Annotated in this window: 14 protein-coding genes; 8 read left to right on the top strand and 6 right to left on the bottom strand. The window is 40.1% G+C overall.

From position 1 onward, the window contains the following. The first annotated feature begins 222 nt into the window (after window positions 1-222). The 3 genes from EWM59_RS03975 (at window position 223) to EWM59_RS03965 (ending at window position 3,432) form a co-directional block, all read left to right on the top strand. The gene (locus tag EWM59_RS03975; protein ID WP_130019653.1) at window positions 223-1,521 is read left to right on the top strand and encodes a Gfo/Idh/MocA family protein; all 1,299 of its coding nucleotides are present in this window, start codon (window positions 223-225) and stop codon (window positions 1,519-1,521) included. 95 nt (window positions 1,522-1,616) lie between these two features. Further along, window positions 1,617-2,855: an MFS transporter gene (locus EWM59_RS03970; RefSeq protein ID WP_130019652.1), complete on the top strand. Its 1,239-nt coding sequence runs from the start codon at window positions 1,617-1,619 to the stop codon at window positions 2,853-2,855. Between the two features lie 232 nt (window positions 2,856-3,087). After that, a complete protein-coding gene (locus tag EWM59_RS03965) occupies window positions 3,088-3,432 on the top strand; it encodes a hypothetical protein (protein WP_130019651.1) in 345 nt (114 codons plus the stop codon). Between the two features lie 24 nt (window positions 3,433-3,456). Here the strand turns inward: EWM59_RS03965 and EWM59_RS03960 are convergent, their stop codons facing one another. Together EWM59_RS03960 and EWM59_RS03955 are read right to left on the bottom strand one after the other, a co-directional pair. Next, on the bottom strand, window positions 3,457-4,647 hold the full coding sequence (locus EWM59_RS03960; RefSeq protein ID WP_130019650.1) for a PD-(D/E)XK nuclease family protein: 1,191 nt from the start codon (window positions 4,645-4,647) through the stop codon (window positions 3,457-3,459). 83 nt (window positions 4,648-4,730) lie between these two features. Beyond that, complete coding sequence (locus EWM59_RS03955; RefSeq protein WP_207219936.1) at window positions 4,731-7,211, bottom strand: DUF5916 domain-containing protein; 2,481 nt, start codon at window positions 7,209-7,211, stop codon at window positions 4,731-4,733. Window positions 7,212-7,555: 344 nt separating this feature from the next. On the opposite strand from EWM59_RS03955, the gene EWM59_RS03950 reads away from it, so the two are divergent. Continuing rightward, on the top strand, window positions 7,556-8,131 hold the full coding sequence (locus EWM59_RS03950; RefSeq protein ID WP_130019649.1) for an SMI1/KNR4 family protein: 576 nt from the start codon (window positions 7,556-7,558) through the stop codon (window positions 8,129-8,131). Between the two features lie 181 nt (window positions 8,132-8,312). Continuing rightward, window positions 8,313-8,711 (top strand): hypothetical protein, encoded by a 399-nt coding sequence (locus tag EWM59_RS03945; RefSeq protein ID WP_130019648.1) that lies wholly within the window; start codon window positions 8,313-8,315, stop codon window positions 8,709-8,711. Window positions 8,712-8,984: 273 nt separating this feature from the next. Here the strand turns inward: EWM59_RS03945 and EWM59_RS03940 are convergent, their stop codons facing one another. The 3 genes from EWM59_RS03940 to EWM59_RS03930 form a co-directional block, all read right to left on the bottom strand. Next, window positions 8,985-11,429 (bottom strand): glutaminase family protein, encoded by a 2,445-nt coding sequence (locus EWM59_RS03940; protein ID WP_130019647.1) that lies wholly within the window; start codon window positions 11,427-11,429, stop codon window positions 8,985-8,987. Window positions 11,430-11,601: 172 nt separating this feature from the next. Then, window positions 11,602-13,866 carry a carbohydrate binding family 9 domain-containing protein gene (locus tag EWM59_RS03935; RefSeq protein ID WP_130019646.1) on the bottom strand — a complete coding sequence of 755 codons (2,265 nt, stop codon included), beginning with the start codon at window positions 13,864-13,866 and terminating at the stop codon, window positions 11,602-11,604. Window positions 13,867-13,959: 93 nt separating this feature from the next. Then, on the bottom strand, window positions 13,960-14,790 hold the full coding sequence (locus EWM59_RS03930) for a LytR/AlgR family response regulator transcription factor (RefSeq protein ID WP_130019645.1): 831 nt from the start codon (window positions 14,788-14,790) through the stop codon (window positions 13,960-13,962). 423 nt (window positions 14,791-15,213) lie between these two features. On the opposite strand from EWM59_RS03930, the gene EWM59_RS03925 reads away from it, so the two are divergent. Continuing rightward, window positions 15,214-18,708 carry a 3-coathanger stack domain-containing protein gene (locus EWM59_RS03925; protein ID WP_130019644.1) on the top strand — a complete coding sequence of 1,165 codons (3,495 nt, stop codon included), beginning with the start codon at window positions 15,214-15,216 and terminating at the stop codon, window positions 18,706-18,708. A 269-nt stretch (window positions 18,709-18,977) separates the two neighbouring features. On the opposite strand, the gene EWM59_RS03920 is transcribed toward EWM59_RS03925, so the two are convergent. After that, window positions 18,978-19,532 carry a hypothetical protein gene (locus EWM59_RS03920; protein ID WP_130019643.1) on the bottom strand — a complete coding sequence of 185 codons (555 nt, stop codon included), beginning with the start codon at window positions 19,530-19,532 and terminating at the stop codon, window positions 18,978-18,980. A 219-nt stretch (window positions 19,533-19,751) separates the two neighbouring features. Here EWM59_RS03920 and EWM59_RS03915 point away from each other — a divergent pair, with 219 nt between their 5' ends. Then, entirely contained in the window at window positions 19,752-21,305 is a 1,554-nt protein-coding gene (locus EWM59_RS03915) for a serine hydrolase (RefSeq protein WP_130019642.1), read from the top strand. A 73-nt stretch (window positions 21,306-21,378) separates the two neighbouring features. Then, the gene (locus tag EWM59_RS03910; RefSeq protein ID WP_130019641.1) at window positions 21,379-22,218 is read left to right on the top strand and encodes a maleylpyruvate isomerase N-terminal domain-containing protein; all 840 of its coding nucleotides are present in this window, start codon (window positions 21,379-21,381) and stop codon (window positions 22,216-22,218) included. Window positions 22,219-22,326: the final 108 nt, after the last annotated feature.

The raw sequence follows: 22,326 nt of genomic DNA, 5'->3' as shown, positions 1-22,326 counted from the left end.
TTTATGGATTAAACTGATTTGAAACTAACTAATTACAAAATGTTGTGTCAGCCAAATCAGGTTAATCAGGTAAATCAAAGTTCAGACAAAATAATCAGTGCAATCATTTCAATCAGTTAAAACGGTCCGCCGTCGCGGCACAGTTCAAGACTAATCACTCAATCGCTCATTCACACAATCACTCAATAAATTTTACTTTTCAACCTTTTAACTTTTTATACTATGAAAAATTTTTCCAGACGAGACGTGCTCAAGACAGCCCTTCCGGGGTCTTTGGCGGTCATGTCTTTGCCAACTATCATTCCCTCGACGGCTTTCGGCGCTAACGACAGGCTTCGGGTGGCTGTAATCGGTATTAACGGCCGTGGCAAAGACCATATCTCAGGTTTCATGAAGCAGGAAAATGTAGAAGTAGCCACCCTCTGCGATGTTGACAAAGTAGTATTGCAGGAAAGAGCGACTGACTTTGAGAAAAAATACTCGAAGAAAGTACAGATGGAGCAGGATTTAAGAAAGGTGTATGAAGACAAAACCATTGATGCCGTAAGTATTGCTACCCCCAACCACTGGCATGCACTGGCAGCTATCTGGGCGTGTCAGGCTGGAAAAGATGTGTATGTAGAAAAACCTGCCTGTCATAACCTGTACGAAGGCCGCAAACTGGTTGAAGCGGCCACCAAATATAACCGCATTGTACAGCATGGCGTGCAGTTAAGAAGTTCTGCCGCTATTCAGGAAGCTATCAAGCATTTAAGAGATGGCCTTATCGGAAAAGTATATATGGCGCGTGGTACGGTGTATAAATGGAGACCGGATATTGGCAACCTCGGCCCATCGCCTGTACCCGAAGGTTTAGACTGGGATTTGTGGCAAGGCCCCGCTCAGGTTAGAGAATTCAGCAAAAACTATGTACATTATAACTGGCACTGGTTCTGGGATTATGGTAATGGCGACATCGGGAATCAGGGGGTTCATGAAACCGACCTTGCCATGTGGGGGCTTGATGTAGGTTTGCCGGAAGAAATTACCTCGGCAGGTGGTAAATACCTTTGGAACGACTGTAAAGAAACGCCTGAGGTATTAACTTCAACCTATAATTATCCGAAACAAGGCAAAGTGATTCAGTTTGAAGTACGTCCGTGGATGACCAATAAAGAAGATGGGGTAGAAGTAGGAAATATTTTCTATGGCGACAAAGGCTATATGGTTATCAACGGGTATAACGACTATAAAACTTTCTTGGGCAGAAACCGTGAACCCGGCCCTGCAAGAAATGCCGGAGGCGACCACTACAAAAACTTTTTAGAGGCAGTAAGAGCCAAAAATAAAGCCTTACTGAATGGCCCAATTGAAACCGGACATCTGGCTGCCAGCATTGCGCACTTGGGAAATATTGCCTATCGCTTAGGCAGAACGCTGAAATTTGATCCTAAAACAGAAACTTTCCCGGGTGATAAGGAAGCCAATGCGATGTTAAGCCGCAAATACCGTGCACCTTACCTGATTCCTAATAAGGTGTAAATTCCTTTCTGTATCTATCTTTAACCTCGTGCCAACTCCTCTCCTACAGTGGAGAAGAGTTGCCACGAGGTTTCAACCATCTATAAAACCTATTCATGACCAATTCTACGTCTAACTCGCAAAATACACTTAAACAACTTTTACAATTGCCTGTAATGGTAGCCGCCCTGGGTTATCTGGTAGATATGTATGACCTCTTTCTTTTTAATATTGTAAGAGTTCCCAGCCTGAAAGAGTTAGGTTTTGAAGGCAAACAATTATTTGACGAAGGAGCTATGCTCATTAATACACAAATGGCCGGACTCCTCATCGGGGGTGTTATCTGGGGGGTGATGGGCGATAAAAGAGGACGCTTATCAGTACTTTTCGGGTCAATTATTATTTATTCGCTTGCCAATATTGCCAATGGCTTTGTCAATACCTTACCCCAGTATGCCGTTTGTCGCTTTATAGCAGGCGTGGGTCTGGCAGGAGAGTTAGGCGCAGGCGTTACACTGGTAACAGAAATATTACCACGACAGATAAGAGGTTACGGAACCACTATAGTCGCAACGCTGGGTCTGGTTGGGGCCATAGCCGCCTTTTTTGTGGCCGACCTTTTTGACTGGCGTGTGTCTTATTATGTAGGTGGCGGTATGGGATTATTATTATTGATTCTACGGGTGAACATCTTTGAATCTAAAATATTTGTGGATGCCAAAAACAAACATATTGCACGGGGAAATCTGTTGATGCTGTTTACTAACAAAACCCGTTTTTTTAAATACCTGATGTCGATACTGATAGGTTTGCCTATCTGGTTTGTGGTGGGTATCCTCATTACCTTCTCACCCGAATTTGCCAAAGCGGCCGGAATTGCCGAACCTATCAATGCAGGTAAAGCAGTTATGATTACCTTTACCGGACAGGTTTTTGGCGATATTGCCAGTGGTTTTTTAAGCCAGTATCTGCAAAGCCGCAAAAAGGTGATTCTGTTGTTTATTCTGCTTTCATTGACTTTTGTGCTGGTATATTTGTTGGTGCCTGTCAGCAGTTCATTCAGTTTTTATTTAATATGTGCCTTTTTGGGGTTCTGCAATGGCTACTGGACACTCTTTATTACCATTGCTGCCGAATTGTTTGGTACAAACCTGCGTGCTACTGTAGCTACCACTGTGCCTAACTTTGTACGTGGCGCTACTATTCCTCTACTGGCACTCTTCAAATTTCTGGAACCTGATATGGGTGTGATGTATGCGGCTTTAGTGATAGGTGTCTGTACTTCAGCTATTGCATTGATAGCACTCTGGAACATTGATGAAACCTTTACGAAAGAAATGGATTATGTGGAGTAGGTTGGTGAAAATGTTGGAGGAGAACTAACTGACAACCATATTCTTCTTTTCAATTCAATACGGAATTTTAACAATCTATCCTTTATAAATGAGTGCCTGACCAACTTTAATTGAAAAAAGGTCAGGCATTCGTTTGCTTGTCTGAAATGCAGGGCTAAATTTGTTGTAGTTTAAGAAACTGATTTTATTGATAACTTATCAGTAAAATGAATGACTAAGTCCGGTTTAGCTAATGAAAAAGATTGTATTACTGATAACGTTGTTGCTGATGGGAGGTGCATTGAGCGCACAGGAGAAAAAAAAGAAACTCTTTGTAGCAGAAAAAGTGAATTATGATGCCAAAACTGCCAAAGAAAACAAAGAAACTGAAGATGAACTGAAAGATGAAATGACCAATTTTCTGGGTTTTGGTTTCAGGTTATCTATCACCAATATGGAAGAAAAATTAGAGGACAGAAAAGACAAAAAGAAAGTAGGTTTACGTTTTCAGATAGGTTTTCAGATGCCTCGTTTCATTAAAACAGACCCTCCACAAAAACTCTTCAAAGCCGGTATGGATGTGGGGATAGTGAAGTAGTAGATACTATTTCACTATTTGAAATTAAGAAATTATGGTTTTATTAATTTTTTGTAATTCTAAAATTTCATCTCTTAATGGTAACCAATCTTTTACGAAAATATTCTTGAAATAATTTTCGAAATCATTTAAATCATTAAAGGTTACATTATAAACTTTTGAGCCTATTTTTCTCCATATATTTCTATCATTACTACCACTCGAAGTCTTTACAGAAATACTTGAACTTTGGGCAAGCTCTAAGTATTTTTTTAATTCAACTTCTGAGAGAGATTTCCAATGATTTACAGCACTGTTATTTTGTTGAATCCATAAATCAATTGTAAAAGTTTTTCCATAAACTATATCTTCAAGATATATCCACCAACCTATTGAAGAAGCTTCTATTCCAAACACAGATGTTTTTTTTGCAGAACTTCTTTTTGTCATAAGGTCAAAGTGTAAACTTAAAGCTACTTGTTCAATAGTCTTATTCAAATAAAGTAAAAAATTGTTATACTCCTCAAAGAGTTGTTTTACCTTATTTCCATTGTTGAAAAAAAAATCTATATGTTTTTCTATCTCTAATTCCATTTGCTGATTTCTATAAAAAGATTGAAGATTTCTAATAAAGTCTTTAAATATTGCAATCTGACGCTCCGATACAGATAAAAGGTAATTTAAACTTTGTCTCGTAACCTCATTTAAAAGTTCATTATGAGTAATACAAACATATTTATTATTTTGTAGCTTAATTGACTTTAATGTTAACACAACACCTATTTTATTTCCACATTTAACAAAATCATAGTAATCATTTAAATCATTATAAACATCTGCATACATTTTATTTTCAATTATTATTGCAGATTTACTTTCATCAAAATTATCTCTAAAATTAGGTTTATCATTCTCTTCTCCTTCGAGTAAAAGTATGTCAATGAGATTACCTTTATTTGTTCTTACTTCTCTATGGGAAGTAAATAATCTATTATTAAAATCAAAGCCTTCATTTTTTGCATACTTTTGATTAATCAAATTAAGGAGCGAAGTAATAAATAAATCTTCAAATCCATGTGGTTGAGATAAGTCAAAATAATAATGATAAAAATTGCTAATAACAATTTCATAATGAGGAAAACCAGCAATTTCGAAAAAAGTAGGTTCTTCAATTTTTTTAGTCTTATTTAGCTCACTCCATTGAATTAGATTTTCAAAGTCTTTCCAATCTATCATTTATAATAAACAATTTGTAAATTATTGGTCAGTTATTTTAATGGGATTCCTGATTTAATATTCAGTATTTTTCTACAAAAATCCTACACTTTTCTCTTCAATTTCTTCAATTGCAGATAATCTAAAAAGTAAATTACTTTTAAAGAGAAATTATTGTTTTGCTCGGTCTGAAGGGTGTTCTGTAAATTATCTAAATAATTGTTGGTAGCCAGATTAGAGTCCATAATACTGGCTTCTTTCCATACAATATTCAGGAAACTACCCGGAGCAAACTGCCAGGTATATACCATGTCAATATTAAAGAAATTTACATTCCGGTTCAGGTTCTCTGTTACATCAGTTTTGGGCTTCAATGTACCATCATTATTAAGCGTGAAAAACGATCTTGTTTTTACCACACTGGCATAGTGTCTGGCTCTGAAAGTCAACCCCATTTTATTGGTAAAGTTATATTTCAGAAATAACACATGGTCAATAGAATTTACGTTTCTGAGTGCAAACAATGGCGTATTATTGGCTAACAAAGTAGAAAAACCAAGTCCGGTTGGTCTGCCCTGATACTCAACCGAATGTCTGATTGAGAACTTACTGTTGAATCGGTACTGATGTGAGAAAAACACATCCATGCCATTCACATTATAGAAATTCAGAAATACCCGCTCTGCTATCTGTGCATTAACCGAATATTTTTTGGCATAATTACTTTCTATCCAGGCACCTGCCATAATACTGGTACCCCTTTTAAATACTTTTCCTGCTATGCGTGGCTCATAGAAATCATTTTGTTTAGGTGTAAAATTGGTAAATATCCCGAACCAGTGCAGTTTTTTCATCTGGGCATTAAGATTTATATTGATATTGGCTTGCTGGTATTTGGTTTGAATATCGCCAATAGGAGAGTAAAGCGAACTAAGAGTCGCATTGAAATTATAGAACAATCGGTTGTACCATTTTTTAGGCTCGGTATAGCGATAGCCAACATACAAATTATGGTCAATGAAATTGTTATTGGTAAAGTACCCTAAATCATTGCTGGTATATTTGGTATCTGTCAGGTTCTGGCCGATACTGAAATTAAAACGCCCACTGCTTTTGGCAAATCCAAACGAGTGGCTGTATCCGGTGGTATGTTTTTTATCGGGTATCTTATAAGTCAGGTTGCTGATAGCTACGCTGCCCGTCCAGTTATAAGTATTCTTTTTATCGAAAAAACTAAACAATCCCGAACTTACATTGGCATTGTAGTTATTGTTTCCCCGCAGTACACTTGTATTCACAAAACTCACGCTTGAATTGTGTTTCAGGGTCTGGTCAAGTACTAAAATATTGTAGTTGGTAGTGGGGTCAGTTTCAACTTTTCGTGTTTCTCCGGTCTCTGTATTTTCAATAATCGCATATTGCGGACGTGTAATGGCATTCAGAATCCCGATACCCAGACCGCCTTTCATACGTCCCGAAATCTTGGAGGCATTGATTAATTTTGATTCTGTCGGATTTGAAACCACTCTTTCTTCGGGTTTCAAATCGGTATAGGCGAGTCCTGAGTTAATAGGAGCCCCACCAATGCGCCGAGAATAAAACAGATTCCCTTTATTAAATAACTCGGTACCTTCTGTGAAAAAGTTACGGTTTTCGTTAAACTTTACCTCAAAAGGCGTCAGGTTCAGTACCCGGTTATCGCTCTGCACCTGTCCGAAATCAGGAATCAAAGTTGCATCTAAGGTAAAAGCCTGACTTAAACCCAATTTTAAATCTAATCCACCCGAAATCTGGTTAGTCCAGTTTTTCTGGTCGGCCTGATTCACAGGGAAATGATTGGCATAGACTGAAAAATAGGGGGATAATTGCAAACGGATAGGGGGTTTTATATCGGCAATACCTGTCCACAAGCCCTCTTGAGTAAGAAATCCATTCACATTGGGGTCAATGGCACTCCACGTATTCTGCTGCTCGGTTTTACGTCTCCGCCGTGTTACATTTACCCCCCAGTCCTGTATTTTATCTTTACTGAACCTGATAGCCGAATAGGGGAGGAATATCTCAAACGACCAGCCTTTGTCGTGAATAATCACGGCACTTTGCCACACGGCATTCCAGCTAAAATCTTCACCACCATTGTCGCTATTGGTGTTCGAGGTCATTTTGGCATCCCATTGTTCGCCTAATGGGGTAATAAAATACTCAAAGCCGTTGAGTTTATCATTGTAGGTATCAAATATAATCCCGATGTAATCATTGGCTCCAAAACCATCACGACCTACCAGTTCTTTCGAAATACTATCCAAGCTGCGTTCATAACAGGTGCCGCCAAAATAAATTCCGGCATCGTCATACATCAGATAGGTCTCTGTACGGTTTGCATAATCCTCTTTCCGACCTATTACCGGACGAAATTCTGTGTAATCATCCAACAGGGAAGCATCTTGCCAGGCGGGTTCATTCAGTCGGCCGTCAATGGCCACAGGTTTGTTGGTTCGTTTGGCTTCCAACCGCTTGGGTACAATCTGGGCGTAGAGGGAGGTATAACCGACAAAGGTTAAAGTCAGTAGTAATAGCTTTTTCATAAAGATTAATCATACGTTCAAATCCACTGCAAATTTATAGTAATTTGCAGCAGCCCACCATTAAAATATGTTAAATGGTGGATTTTTATATTTATCAAGAGAAGTAATAGCGATGAAAAGACACAGGAAAAATGAAGATGTTGCATAGGACGGATTTTTTTTGAATGCAAGAAAAGAAGGGGGTCGGCTGAATTTTACCCATACCTGAGTTATCTGTCGCAGTGTAATAGTTTCTCTGAACGGCAAAAAAACTATTCAAAATAATTAGTTTTATATAATTGCTGCCCAAAAAACGGCTGACACATCAACTATATCACTATTAAGGCTTAGATTTAGGTAAGAAAATGCCGTTCAGAGAACGGCTGATACAACAAGATTTTAGTGGCGTAGGATTTGCAGAAAATAATCATTTTGGGCATAACAAGATTAACCCAAATAGTTTCTTACGTATTAAAACTTATTATAATATGAAAGGTATTGAACTATTTATTAAAAGAGAATCCCCAATAGATTTGTCAGTATTTGATAACATTGAGAAACATTTACAATGTAGTTTACCATATGATTTTAAACTTTTCATGTCAGAGTATTTGCCTGAACCTCAAATGGATGAAGTGTCATTATTGATAATTTTGTTGCCTCGTAAAGTTGATGGTAGAGAATATGCCCATTTTTATGGTTTAACTACGATAGAATTTATCTCTAACTATGATAGATTTTCTATTCAAGAGCCTTTGGATAGCTTTCTTTTCGTTGGCATTTCTATTCCTGAAGGCGGAATTTATTTAAAACTTGAAGGTGAAGATAAAGGAAGTGTATATTATTTTGATTTTAGCGTTTATGATTTAGAAGAAGAATCAACTAAAATCGCCAGTAATTTTATTGAATTTATAGAATCAATAGAATTTGAACCTAGTTGAAGATATTAAATTTTTCTTATTTAGAAACTATTTATAAAAGCATTGCAAATGCGACTTGCCCGTTCTTAGAACGGCATTAATTTAAATTATGTATCACGATTTTCGTAATGACGAACCATGAAGATCTTGATACAAGCCCTTGTCCGGCTAAATCATTTAGCAATTAAACAATCATAATATTATGATAAAATTGGAATCAATTAAAAATGAAATACTATCAATAGGAGACATTAATTCTTTTTGTATAAAGGCTCAAATAGAGGTTTATACACGAGAAGACGGGAGTGGAATTAGAGGACAATGCTTTGATAGTGAAGGAAAAAAAATCTCTTCCTTAAATGTGTCTAAGTTAAGATTGGAGTTTGATAGGTTAGTTTCAGAATGGAATGCTTTAACTTCCTCAAACGATAACAAATGGAATAAGGCTGAACTTTCAATATATAGAAATGGGAATTACGAGGTTACGACTTGGTGGGATACAGAAATCTTTGTACGGTACAGAAGATTAGGTTTTAACCTTTGGTTTTATACCTATGAGCTTATAATGATAAAGAAGGATGTTGTTCTGAGTCATTATTAGGATAAGTATTTTCTCAAAAAAAGAAATTAATAAAAAATGTTCAAAACCCTGGAGTGTCTGGCATTCTTTAAAGTATGTATCACGATTTTTAAATCGTTTTCTTTTGACGATTTGAAAAATCGTGATACAAGAACCAGGAGTTTCCGCCGTTCTCAGAACGGCCTAACGTTTCTAATGACTAATTGTTCTTACAATTTAGTCGAAATTAGAGAATGCCTGTTGCCTCTTGAATGGGTGTTCCAGATATTAGCCCAATAAGCATTTCCCTCACCATCACTTCCCTTTCAACTTATCCTCCAAAACCTTCATAAAATATCCGCCTACTACACTTCTTGCCTGAAAGCCGACCTGTTTTCCGGTGGTGGTTTCATGCCAGTCGCTTATGGGTACTCTTGACGTAGTTTGTGTAGCGTAGATGTACATAGGGGCTACAAGGGCGTTAAAATCCTGTGATCTGCTTGCCAGTACCGCCGTCCAGATTATCCAGTCCGATTTGGTATAGGTTTTACGGCTGTCTAAGGGTAAGCCAAAAGCATTTTGTTTGGTCAGGTAATAAGCTATTTCTTTTTCATACACTTCTTTCGGGAATAAATTCATTTTCAGGAGCTTATCCCAAATCAGGTTATACTTCTGGCTCCAGGTGCCTTTATCATTAAAAGTGAGTGCATAATGGTCGCCATCGGCCGCTAATTCCATCCATTTTTTTACCATGTCTTTGGTCAGGGCACGGTATTTCTCTGCCGTTTGTTTTTCGCCTAATTGTTCTGCCAACTGCACATAGCCACCTAAAGCCACAATCGCTTTTACAGAAAGGTTGGCATTACGGGCTAAATGACCTGCAAAATCATCGGTACATAATTGCAAGGCAGGGTCAAAACCCTCTTTGCTCAGGTAGTCGGCCCAGATAGATAGGGTTTTCCAGTGTTTTTTCGCATACAAGGCATTGCCTTCTATCTTGGCTAAGGCGGCTGTCAGGGCAAGCATATTGCCACATTCTTCTACGGGCATATCTTCTCCGTATGTTTGCCCGTTGGCTATCGGATAAGTACCCAAATCGTGTGCGGCAAAAGGTTTGGGCCATTTCCCGCTTTCGCTATAATAGAAAATACCATTCATCATCCCTTTCAGTAAGGCAGGATTATAAGCCAGGAATAGGGGTGCAGATGGATAGGTAATATCAACGGTATTGATAGAGCCATTGCTAAAATTCTCTTTTGATAAGAACAATAACTCTCCCGATGGACTTTTTACGAGTTTATGAGCCGCAAGACTCTGGCGATAGGCTAATTCGCACAGACGGGCGTATTCTTCTCCTCCGGCCTTAAAGGCATCGTTATAAATCATCTGGTTAAGTGCCTCACATTTTTTGATAGTAACCGGATAATCTTTTAATGCCTGAGCCAGTTGCCCTTCGATGGTCGCACCTTTGGTGAGTCTCCACCAAGGAGAAAGATTCGTCTGAAAATACTGTACCGACTGAATATCGTCGTAGCCAATCAGAAAAAGCTGCTCTTTTACTGTATTGCCTACTTTACCTGTATTCACCAACGTATTCAGCATCAGATGTTTGCCACCTAAATTTGTATTCGATACATACCCGAAAGTATCATCGGTGCTTTTGGTAATAGATTGTATCAGGTTGCCTTTAGGTACTGCTATGTACATATAACCCCAGTCAATCCGCACATCATCGCCTTTCAGTTTCAGAATATTCTGCGAAGTGGTACCTGCTTTTAATATATCCAGCCCGTTGGCTGAGTATTTGGTAGCTTTTACTTCTTGTGCCGGAGTGTTGGTTGCAATATCGGTTGATGCCCCTAAAAATATCCGTACATCGTGCAGCAGATTATCAGTCGCTTTCATTTTGGCACTGATATAAGAGACCGGACGAGCCAGTATATTCAAATCATTAATCAATAGCGGAGAGGTGAATGTAAGCGTGAGGTCAATTTTGCCGCAGGTAAAATTATAAATGGTTTGTGTAGCATTGAGTTTCAGCGAATTCTGCACGGCCATCTGTAATTTCGGATTCGGTTTTTCAATCACTTTTTCTACAATTCCGGCGTCTAAAATAGCCCCACCCACATTGTTAATCACATGTATTGCCAATAGGTTTTCTCCGGTTTTCAGTTTGCTTCTGGCAGCATCTGGTATGGGTACATAAATATATTTATTAGTCCAGCCTTTTACTTTATAAACCTGTTCGCCATTCAGATATACTTCTACATCATCGTCGTGGTTCAGTTTCAAGTACAATGCCTCAGAATTCAGGTTTTTCAGTGTAAATTTTCTTCTTACCCATATATCTTTGGTATTCCATTGGGTTTTTGCCATAGTGGGATTATTGCCAAACGGTGCTATGCCTTTCTGCCATTGGCTATCGTTCAGGTCTGGGTTCATCCAGTTATCTCCCGGATTGGTTTCTGTATAGACCGCCTCATAATTCAGTTCGTCTCCGGCAGGAGCAATGGTTTCGTAGTTATCGCCTTTTTTGCCTAAAAAATGATAAATCATACCATCAACCTCAACCATTCCGATTAATGAATGGTCGGCACCTGTCCAGTGTTTGGTAGGAGAGGCAGTAAGTTCATCGGTTGTTGACCAGATACTGAAATAAGGGTCGTGTGTAATGAGTGGATAAGCGGGGGCTTTACTGTTTTGCCCGAAAAGCAGGTGGAAATTGAAAAATACAAGTACGCCAATAAATGTGGTTTTCATGATTAAAAGGTTAAATAAGAGTAGTCGCCGGGCGACGAATGAGATGAGCAGGCAATTTATAAAAAATACGGGGTTTTGGCTAATGTGGCAAATAGTTTTGTGGAATGGCAGTTGTGTAGGGGTTCAGAATTCTGAACCCCTACATAATTGCTAAATATAGAGTCATCTGATATTACCGCTTCAAAGGCAAAAAGGTATAGTAGTATTTTATCAGCAAAACCTGTTGTTCTGACCGTGGTCGGGCAAGGGATTCATTAAAATAGTTTCGTTCCGAAAAGAAGTTTTCGTTCCATACCAGGTATAAGTCATGTCCGTCGGCAAAATTATAACGTAGCCGGGCATTATTGAAAAACCGCTTTTCATTGCTATTGTATTGAATATTGAAACTGGCAGAAAAATGTAAATCAAAGGCATAATTGACTGATAGTTTTGCCAGATGAATAGGATAGTAGGTATTTTCTTTCGTAAAACGCAGATAAGTAAAGCTATAATTAGCTTTGAGGTCTAAGTGTTTGCCCAGGTTGAGGGTGGGGCTGAGGCTTGTATAAAACTGTTTGCCCTGATAAAAATACCCTTCAGACAGGGTAACAGGCATATTGAAATTTTTATAAACAGGCGGTGTGAAAATTAACCACAGACTGGGTGCATGGTAGCTGCCTGATTGAATAATAAGCCCGTTGCCAAAGTTAAGCGGTGTAGCCAGGTATTCATAATTATTGGCCAATTGCAGACTATACCGCATACCCTTGATAGTATTGCCACGCCAACCAATTCCTGTCTCCATGCTTTCCAGTTTGCCGCTTTGTGCATTCCAGTAGGCCAATATTCTGGCAAGTGTGATGCTCTGATACTGAAAAATGGCTTTTTTGTTTCGGGCAAAGATGCCATACGACAAAATGCCGTTGACATGATGAAAATCAGAGCGGTCGAGAAATCCTACTTTAGGGTCAAAATTCTTGCCCGAATAAGTATAACCTGCCGAGTAGTAGAGGCGGTCGGTTTTGCGTAACTCCCAGTTGACCGAAAAACGGGAAGCATCACCCCGCAGAGGCGTTGATACACCCGGCATCACATCAATAGAATTGGCGAAAGCTGTTTTGAGGTAATAATTGCCTTTAGTGTTGATGATGGCATCAAAACCCACCTGAAAATTCTGATTCAGGCTACTGATACGTGAAGTGATAATGGTACCAATAAAACTCCGGTTATTCAATACCTTCCTGCGCAGACGAAACACACCAAAATTCTCGGTCGGGAATCTGAACAAACTATCAATATTGGTTGGTACCGACTGGATATTTATCAGACCAATATCGGTTTTGGCGTCTAATTTGCCTGTCAGCCTCACTCCACCGTAAACAGGTGTCAGCCTGCCGTTATTAATGCCAATCCGTCGGCTGTAAAATACCTGTGCAGTACCACCCAGCCCCACTTCAAACAACCCTGCCTGCTCCTGAAAGAAAAGCCTTTTCTCGGGAAAAAACAAACTGAACCGACTCAGATTTACCTGTTGGTTATCGGCTTCTGCCTGCGAAAAATCAGGATTGACAGATACATCTAAAGTCAGGTAAGATGAAATACCAATTTTGGCATCAAGACCTGCCTGAAAACTGTTTTTAATGACAGGACTAACGGTGTTGTTATTCAACTGATAACTCCGCTCACGCCCTGCCGAAACATAAGGCGTAAGCAAAAAGAGCTTTGATGCAGGAAGTTTCTCCAGCAAAACAGGTTGTTTAACAGAAGGACGCTCGATATAATCGGCTGTATTTCGGGGAATCGCCGGAAACTGGTGGTATTCCTGCTTATACTGAATGGCTCTTGTGAAACTGACAGCCATTTTTACATAACCATTCGTATCTTGTTTATAACGCAGGTTATAGAGTGGAATCCTGATTTCAAAAAACCAGCCATCCTTGTTAATCTTGGTTTTAGCTTCCCAAATCATGTTCAGTGCCGGGTTAAAGGTCGAGTTCCCTAATTCAATAGCATCGTTAGAGGTGGCCATATCAAAACGGCTTCCTAACGGATAAACAGAGAAAACCAACGCATTCTGCCTGTCAAAACGGCTGTCAAACTGTATACTCACCCAATCGTCTCCCCGATACCCGTCTCTCACTAAGTTCCGGGCTACAATGGTCGTAGAATCTTTGGTAAAGCATCGGCCACTTATATACAGGTAGCGCTCGTCGTAGGTGAGTCTGATGTCGGTTTGCTCGGTAGGTGTTACACCCCACACAGGTTCAAAGGCAATGTAAGGCAAAGGTGCAATACTGCTCCAGGCAGGTTCATCAGGTGAGCCGTCTAAAGTGATTTTTCCTGATAAGCGTTCAATCAGCAAAGGGGCTTTGCTTAAATAGGTAGTATCCTGCGAAAAAACGGAGAGATAGGGGAGTAATAGCAAACACGAAAGACCTGAAATTTTTTTGCGAATCATAATTTTGGTTTTTGTCGCAAAAAACTTCAGAAACTTCTCATTCTACAAAAGCAACAAGGCAAGCTGCGAAAAAACAAGGGCAAAATGAGGTGCCTACTGGAGGTTTGTCCCGTTATTGAACTGGGCTTTATAATGGCGGCTCATTTTCAGTTCTTCACCATTGTCTAAAGAGACAACTGCATCTCCTGACGAAAGACTTCTGATTTTTTTGATGTATGTTTTATTGACAATGGTAGAGCGGTAAATGCGGCCAAATAATTCGGGGTCTAATTGAGTCTCTATTGATTTAAGTGATTGGTAACTGATAAATTTACCCATTTGGGTTTTGAACTCAATGGTATTATCATCGGCTTCGATTGCATAAATTTTCTCAACCGGAATGAGTGTAGTAAGGGTGCCGTTTTTAACAGAAACGTTTTTCAGATAATTTATCTGAGCAGTAGCAAGGTTCTTGTCTGGCTCAGGAGTAGTCTTTTTATTCAAATTAGTAAAATATACGCAGCCAACAATGAGTGAAAAACTCAGTACTGACATCAAAATATTATTCTGCAACACCAAAGGAGGAATAAAATCCAGCTTGAGGCAATCATAAAAAGTGCCTATTATGCCCACCCATGCCAGCACTACCAAAGCCTGATTCAGACAAACGACTGTTGCGCCAAAAATTACCATTTTACGCCAGTTTGTCTGGAAAAGTGCTACCCGTTCAATCATAAATGGAAATGCTCCCATCCAGAATAAGGCGTTGGTGCAAAAAATGATGACTAACTTTAAATAACAGAGGTGGCACGAGGCAAAATCGAAAAGATAGGTAAGCAATACCGACAGCGTATTCAGCAGAAAGATGGCTTTCAGTGCGGTGCGGTACAGTTTATTGCCCGAAAGTAGCGTATAATGTGGCGCAAAAGCAGTAAGTGTTTTCATAAAAACAGGTCTTTTTCTGGTTGGCAAAAATACATAATTAAAATAGCTGTACGCTTACCGTTCATACTATTTCATTTATAATTACAATTTTATCCGAAACTCCTTGCTTAGGTGTCAGTTTTTTGCCTAATTTTGACAAAGAAGCTGTTTAAACCGTTTCTATACTTATAACTTTGCTCGCAAATAAGAGATTTCTATTTTCTGCACTCAACCATCTATCTGTTGTCATGTCAAACTGCAGATACTTATTGTGTAAAGTGTGTTTTTAATTAAGTCAGGTACAATTCCAAAGAAAATCAATGCCGGAGACGCAAGTCTTGTGCCTTTGGTATATTTAAACTATCAAACTGCTTCATAACTGATTTCTATTTTTTTACAATCATTGTAAAACTCTATATTTTTACACCTAATATTACCTTGCTTATGAAAAATCTTTACCAGCCACTCTATCAGAAAATCTTATTTTTTTGTAGTCTGCTGCTTATTAGTCAATTAACTTTTGCCCAGACACCTGCACCAACAGCAGTAACGCCCAACCAGGTAGTATGCCACAATACCGCCATGAGCTTAACGGCTACTTGTTCTAAAGGTATGACTAAATGGTACAATGCCTCAGATGTTTTTCTGGCCAACGTAGCCTATAATTATAATGCCACTCAAACGGCCACTTATACCGTAAAATGTGTATATAATGCAGTGCCGAGTACAGGTGTCCCGGTAACTATTACAGTCAATAAACCCTATAATGTAACACGGGAGCAATCTTTATGCCATTGCAATGAACTTGATCTAAGGGCAAGCTGTCCGAGTGGTGATGTAATCTGGTACGGAACAGATACCACCACGCCTTTGGCCTCTGCAAACACTTTTCATATTGCGCCTTCAGTTACCACTACCTACAATGTGCAATGTGTAGATGAGGCGGCTGATATACCCTGTGTGAGCCCGTTTGAAGAGGTTACAATTCATGTCTATTCTACCTTAGACGACGCCCCAACGGGGGTAACCACCAGTCCGGAGGTTTGTTTAGGTGGTAGCCTCACTTTAGATGGTAGCTGTACAGGCACAGCACAACCTTTCTATTTTCTGAGTGACGGGGTTACTGAAATAGACCCTAACCTCACAAACCTGACCACCAGTGCCACTTATAAAGTAAGATGCGAAAGCCTTGATTTTTGTCCGAGTGGTTTTACAGATATTAATGTTTCTGTGGTTGCAACCACCCCACCTATCATTGATTTGCCAACCATTACTACCTTCTGCAAAGGCTTGCCCACTGTTTTCAGTGCTTCTTGCGATAGCGGATTTGAGTCTGTCTGGTACGAGAATGATGAGGTTACTCGCCTGATAGGCGATGTATCAGTATCATACCCTCTGGTGATATTTACCCCCAGTGCATCGGGTACTTATAAAGTCAGATGTGAACCACTATCAAGCGGTTGCAACAGCACCTTTGAGAGTGTAACCATTATCCTGACTTCTGATATTACCCAACAGCCTGCCTCGGTATTGGCTTGTTTGGGCGATAAGGCTGCTTTTGGTGTTCAGGTAACCGGAACCCCGACTTTTCAGTGGCAGAAAAAGCAGGACAACGGCACTTTTATGGATATAACCACCATAGCTTCGGCAACAACTGATACACTTAAAATTGACAGCACTACCATTGCTGATCGTGGTATTTACCGATGTCATGTTATTGGAAGCTGTGATTTTTATACCGAAGAAGTTTTCCTTTCATTCCCTCAGACAATCATCAGCAAAAATAAATTAGTACCAACCAATGTTACCATTTTAGATGAGTTTGGCAATGCCTCTGCTGTATCTGATAGTCTGGCGGTTGTAGGGGCTTGGGCTAAAGCAGCTGACCAGGGGATGGCTTTTATTTACAGACTCAACCCCAACGGTAAATGGTCGCAGGAGGCACAGCTTAGTCCGGCAGACCTTACGCCCCATGACCTTTTTGGGGCAGCAGTAGCTATTTCGGGCGATACCGTTTTTGTAACGGCACCGGGTCAGGATAGCGATATGGGCGCAGTCTATATATTTGCACAGGAAACAGATGGTTCCTGGATTCAGTTAGATAAGATTACCTCGCCTAATGGATTATCCGATGACTATTTTGGAGGTTCTATCTCGGTTTCTCATGGCCAAATGGCTGTTGGTGCCGATGGCTGGGAGTCGGTGTTTATTTTCAAAAGAGACGAAATGGGCGTTTGGAATTTAGAAAATGAAATTTTCGAGAATGTGGCTACATACTATGGCTATTCGGTTGGGCTTTCCGGCAGAACCTTGGTAGTAGGTGCACCCGAAGAAGGTTCTTCCGGAGAGGGGGCTATTTTCATTTATGAGAAAGATGATTTTGATATATGGCAGCGAAAAGGACAATATACGCCTGACGATTTATCAAGCGGTGCCGCTTTTGGTTTTGCTGCGGCTATCAGCGGTAATACAATTATTGCTTCGGGCTATGTAGACCCTACCGGAGAAAGCGTAGTGCAGGTATTTGAAAGAGATGTGGTAGGCAACTGGTTTCCGAAAACCAAACTCAGTTCGCCCAGCGTAAGCGATGAAGCAGGACTGGGCTTCTCATTAGCTATTCTCGACAATGTGGCGGTCATAGGCGCACCCGGAAATTTTGTGGGTAAAGGTGCCGTTGTAGTCTTTGAAAAAAATACTGCCGGCAACTGGGTTGAGAAAAAAACGATTATTCCGACCGGACTGGTAGTAGGAGACTTGTTCGGCACCTCAGTAGCTATCAGTAAAACTACCATACTGGGTTGTGCTTCGTTTTTATCATCTCCTTTCCCACCTGAATTGAGCAAAGGGGGCGCTTATTTCTATCAACGATTCACCTATCCGGTTCCGGTAATAGCAACGGCTACTCAGGCAGCCGCAGTTTGCCCTACCTTGAAAGGTACTTTCAACCTGACAGGTATCCCAAGTGTGGACCCTTATACCATTACCTATAAAGTTGATTCGACAGGCACAGAAAAGACAGCCATCGTAACGCCGGATTCGCTGGGTAATGCTTCATTCACAGAAACCCTCGTATGGGCTAATAATGAAAGACATATCTTTATCACCAAAATAAAGAATAATACTACCAATTGCCAGCATGTAATTAATGTACCTGCGGCCATTACCCTGAAAGCACCTACCGAGATTACCGACCCTCCGGTGCTGCAAACCGTTTGTGTAGGAGAAACCGCTGTCTTTATGACCGAAGCAACCGGAGAAGGGATACTGACATTCCAGTGGCAACGACAGGCACCTGCTACAAGTGGCTTTAGTACTCCGCTCAATAACGGATTTTCGGATATTTCAGTACTGACACTGCCCAACAGACCTTTGTCAGACAACGGTGCCAGATACAGGGTGAAAGTAACAGGCGAGTGCGGTGTGGCTACCTCAATAGAAGCCGTGTTGACTGTATTGCCTAAAGCAGTTGCCAGTATCTCAACCGGGGGGCCTATCTGCTCAGGAACAGCCGGAAGTCTGATATTTATCGGCACACCTCATGCGCAGGTATTTTATCAGTCAAATGGAACAACGGCCTCTACTATCCTCGATGCCAATGGCGAATCTGTGGTTAGCTCAGGCGTTCTGACAGAAGAAACATCGTTTACATTGGTGAGTATCAATATTGGTGGTAAATGTGATCAGGTAATAGCAGGAACTGCTAAAATTGAAATACTGGCTTCGGGTACAAATCCTCCATTGGTGCTCGTGAGTCCTACCCATGATGTATTGGCCAATGGTGTGCAGACCCATACGGCAGAAACCATTCAGGCTTCCAATAAAATAGAATCAACCGGAAAAACCACTAATATCGGTAACAAATATGTATTAATGAAACCGGGCTTTGAAGCCAAGCAAGGCAGTACCTTTACGGCTAAAATCACAGGTGCTTGTATATAGGGTTGAACAGATATAGAATAGAGGGCGTCTCAAAAGAAAACCGCAAAAAATATTATTTGGCGCAGCCTCTCCGCGCGGCGTCCGCTCTAAATCTCCCTCTCCTGGAAAAGGAGCGGACGTCGCATGGAGGGAGACTTTTAGCCCCTCTCCCGTGGGAGAGGGGTTGGGGCGGCCGCCGCGCGGTGAGGAAAAATTCCAAACGGTTCGCCGTAGCGATATTATTTGGTGTGAAAAACTTTTGAGACGCCCTCTTTTTCTATGAAAGGGCCTTATTCCACAAGTACAAACGATTCAATTTCTACTTCTAAAGGAAATCTGAGCTTGTTCAGAAATGCTACATAGGGTTTTCTGTACCAGTCAAGATGGCTTTTAAATACCGTTATACTGACTTTTTTATCGAGGTTAACAGGTGTTTTTTTATAATAACTATCTGGCGTATATTCCCGGAAAGAAGCTCTGATTTCAGAGTCATAAGATTTAAACGAAATATCAGGATATTCTTTCAGTTCAAATTGAACATATCTGTAGCTATTATGTACTGCCGATATTTCCCCTTCTACGGTAATCTTCTCTGATGAATTGTTCCGGACAGTATTTACATAGAGTAGTGTAAAAATGAATATAGAAATCAGGATGCTGAAAGTATATAGAAAATACCTTTTGCCTATATAATCATCAAGGAATTTACTGATACCAATCATGAAAAAGAAGCCCATTACTAACGATAACCATTCACCCCTTAAAATCACAAACCCATAAATCAACAAAAGCACCAATATCATAAAAATCAGGGGAATCAAGGCATTTTTACGTCTTCTTCTCATAGGGTTTCAGGTTGGGGTTATTGATTTGACTAAATAATATTAGTGAATTATACAATGGACAATTAAATGATTAATTTACAGATTCTCTGTGAGTTCTTTTAGCGCAATATGAAAATCTTTAGCCTTTACCCTCATTTGCTTGCTATTTAGCCTGTTTTCGATAATCTTTGTCATTAAAGATAATGCACTTCTCAAAAACCTTCAAACGCTTTGTTTTTTATGAAAAGACCTCAACTACTCCTGACACTTTTTTTATCCTTGTTTGTCTGTCTCAGCAACAGTCAGGCGCAGGTAATTACTTCAGCCGAAATTGATAACCTTGTTGAAAGAACCCTTAAAACTTTTGATGTACCGGGCATTGCGGTAGCAGTAGTAAAAGATGGCAAGGTGATTCATGCCAAGGGTTATGGGGTACGGTCGCTCAATACCAAACAGAAAGTAGATGAAAATACTTTATTTGGCATTGCTTCCAATAGCAAGGCATTTACTTCTGCCGCATTAGGGATGCTGGTTGACGAAAAGAAACTGAAATGGGACGACAAAGTCCGTGATTTTATTCCGGAGTTTAAGCTATATGACCCTTTCGTAACTGAAGAGTTTACGATTAAAGATCTGCTTACACACAGAAGTGGTTTAGGTTTGGGTGCCGGAGACCTCATGTTCTGGCCTGATTCTAATAATTTCAGTAAAAAAGACATTATTCATAACCTGCGCTATCTGAAACCTGTGTCGAGTTTCAGAACCAAGTATGATTACGATAACCTGTTGTATATAGTAGCCGGAGAAGTAGTAAAACGGGCATCAGGCATGGAATGGGAAGATTTTATTGAGCAACGCATCATTCAGCCTTTAGGCATGACACAAACGGCTACTTCGTTCCGCCGATTAAAAGATAAATCGAATGTAATTGACCCGCACGCACCTGTTGATGGGGTAGTAAAAGTAATCAGAAGAGACTGGAGCGAGGTGGCCAATGCAGCAGGTGGGTTGTATAGTAATATTACGGATATGAGTAAATGGATAATTATGCAGATGGATAACGGGAAATACGGCAACGGCAAACAATTATTCAGCGAAGAAGCACACGACGAAATGTGGACACCACAGACCATTCTTCCGGTACGGGGTACAAATTCATATAATACACATTTTTCAAGCTATGGGCTGGGCTGGGGACTGAGCGATGTGAAAGGCTATAAACAAGCTACGCATACAGGTGGGCTGGCTGGTATTGTAACGCAGGTAACGCTGATACCCGAAATGAAATTAGGTATTATTGTTTTTACGAATCAACAGCAAGGAGCGGCTTTTGTTACTATTACCAATACCATTAAAGACAGTTATCTGGGTGTAAAGGGGATTGACAGACTCAAAGAAAACAGCGATAGAGTAGCACAAGGACTGGCCAATGCCAAAAAAATTACTGACGGAATCTGGAAAGATATTGAGGCTCAGCAAAAAAGTGCTGTAAAGGCAGACAACAGTCTGTTTACAGGTACTTATCATGATAAATGGTTTGGTGATGTAGAAATTGCCATGAAAAACAGCAAATTATGGTTTACCTCTAAACGCTCACACCTACTGAATGGCGAAATGTTCCCGTACAAAGGCAATATCTATATTGTGAAATGGGTTGACCGTAGCCTTGATGCCGATGCCTATGTAATGTTTGACCTCGATAATAATGGCAAAGGTTCAGGATTCAGAATGAAAGCCATTTCTCCCCTTACTGATTTCAGCTTCGATTTTCAGGACTTAGATTTTTCGAGATAGAATAGAACATCTACATAATTTGTACCCATGTAGGGGTTCGAAATTTTGAACCCCCACTGAATCTATTTACGACATGACTCCTTTAGCACCCATTTTTATTACTGACTTATTCTATAAAGTTGATGAAAAACTGATAGAGGTTTTACAATCGCTATCAGACGAGGATTGGAATAAACGAACCATTGCGCCACTCTGGACAGTAAAAGACATAGCCGTTCACTTGTTAGATATCAATATCCGTACGCTTTCTATGGCAAGAGACGGGTATTTTGGGGTTCAGCCTGAAAACATTCATTCGTATCAGGATTTAATCAATTATCTGAATAAACTCAATGCCGATTGGGTAATAGCCATGAAAAGAATGAGCCCGAAAGTTTTAACAGAATTATTAACCTCTACCGGAAAACAATTCTGCGATTATATAAGTACGCTGAATCCTTTCGATAAGGCTATCTTTTCAGTAGCGTGGGCAGGTGAAGAAGAATCTGAAACATGGTTTCATGTGGCTCGGGAATATACCGAAAAGTGGCATCATCAACAGCAAATCAGACTGGCTGTGGGCAAGGAAAACGAACTTTATACCAAAGAATTTTACTGGCCACATCTTGAAACCTCCATGCGGGCCTTGCCCCACCATTACCGCAATGAAACAGGGAGCGAAGGCGATATGATTCAGTTTGAAGTAACTGGAGACGGTGGGGGAGTATGGAACCTGTATCATAATGGCAACCAATGGCTTTTAGTACAGGAAAATGCGGTTGAACCACTGTGCCAAGTAACCATTAATGGTGACATTGCCTGGCGATTGCTTTCCAAAGGCATTTCGAAACAGGAAGCCCGAAACCATGTAACCATACAGGGAAAACAGGTAACAGGGGAAAAAATATTTGATATGCTGGCGGTGATGGCCTGATAGTACTTTTTTCTATATCAGTTATTAAGCCTGATTAATCGCATATTATGCTACATTAATCTCAATATTTTGTGTAGAAGTGTAGTAATATTTATATTTAGGCATTCC

This window comes from Emticicia agri (assembly GCF_004168285.1).
In the GTDB taxonomy this organism is placed as follows: domain Bacteria; phylum Bacteroidota; class Bacteroidia; order Cytophagales; family Spirosomataceae; genus Emticicia; species Emticicia agri.
Note: the sequence above shows the minus strand (reverse complement) of the source record. Positions and strands in the feature narration are given on the sequence as shown.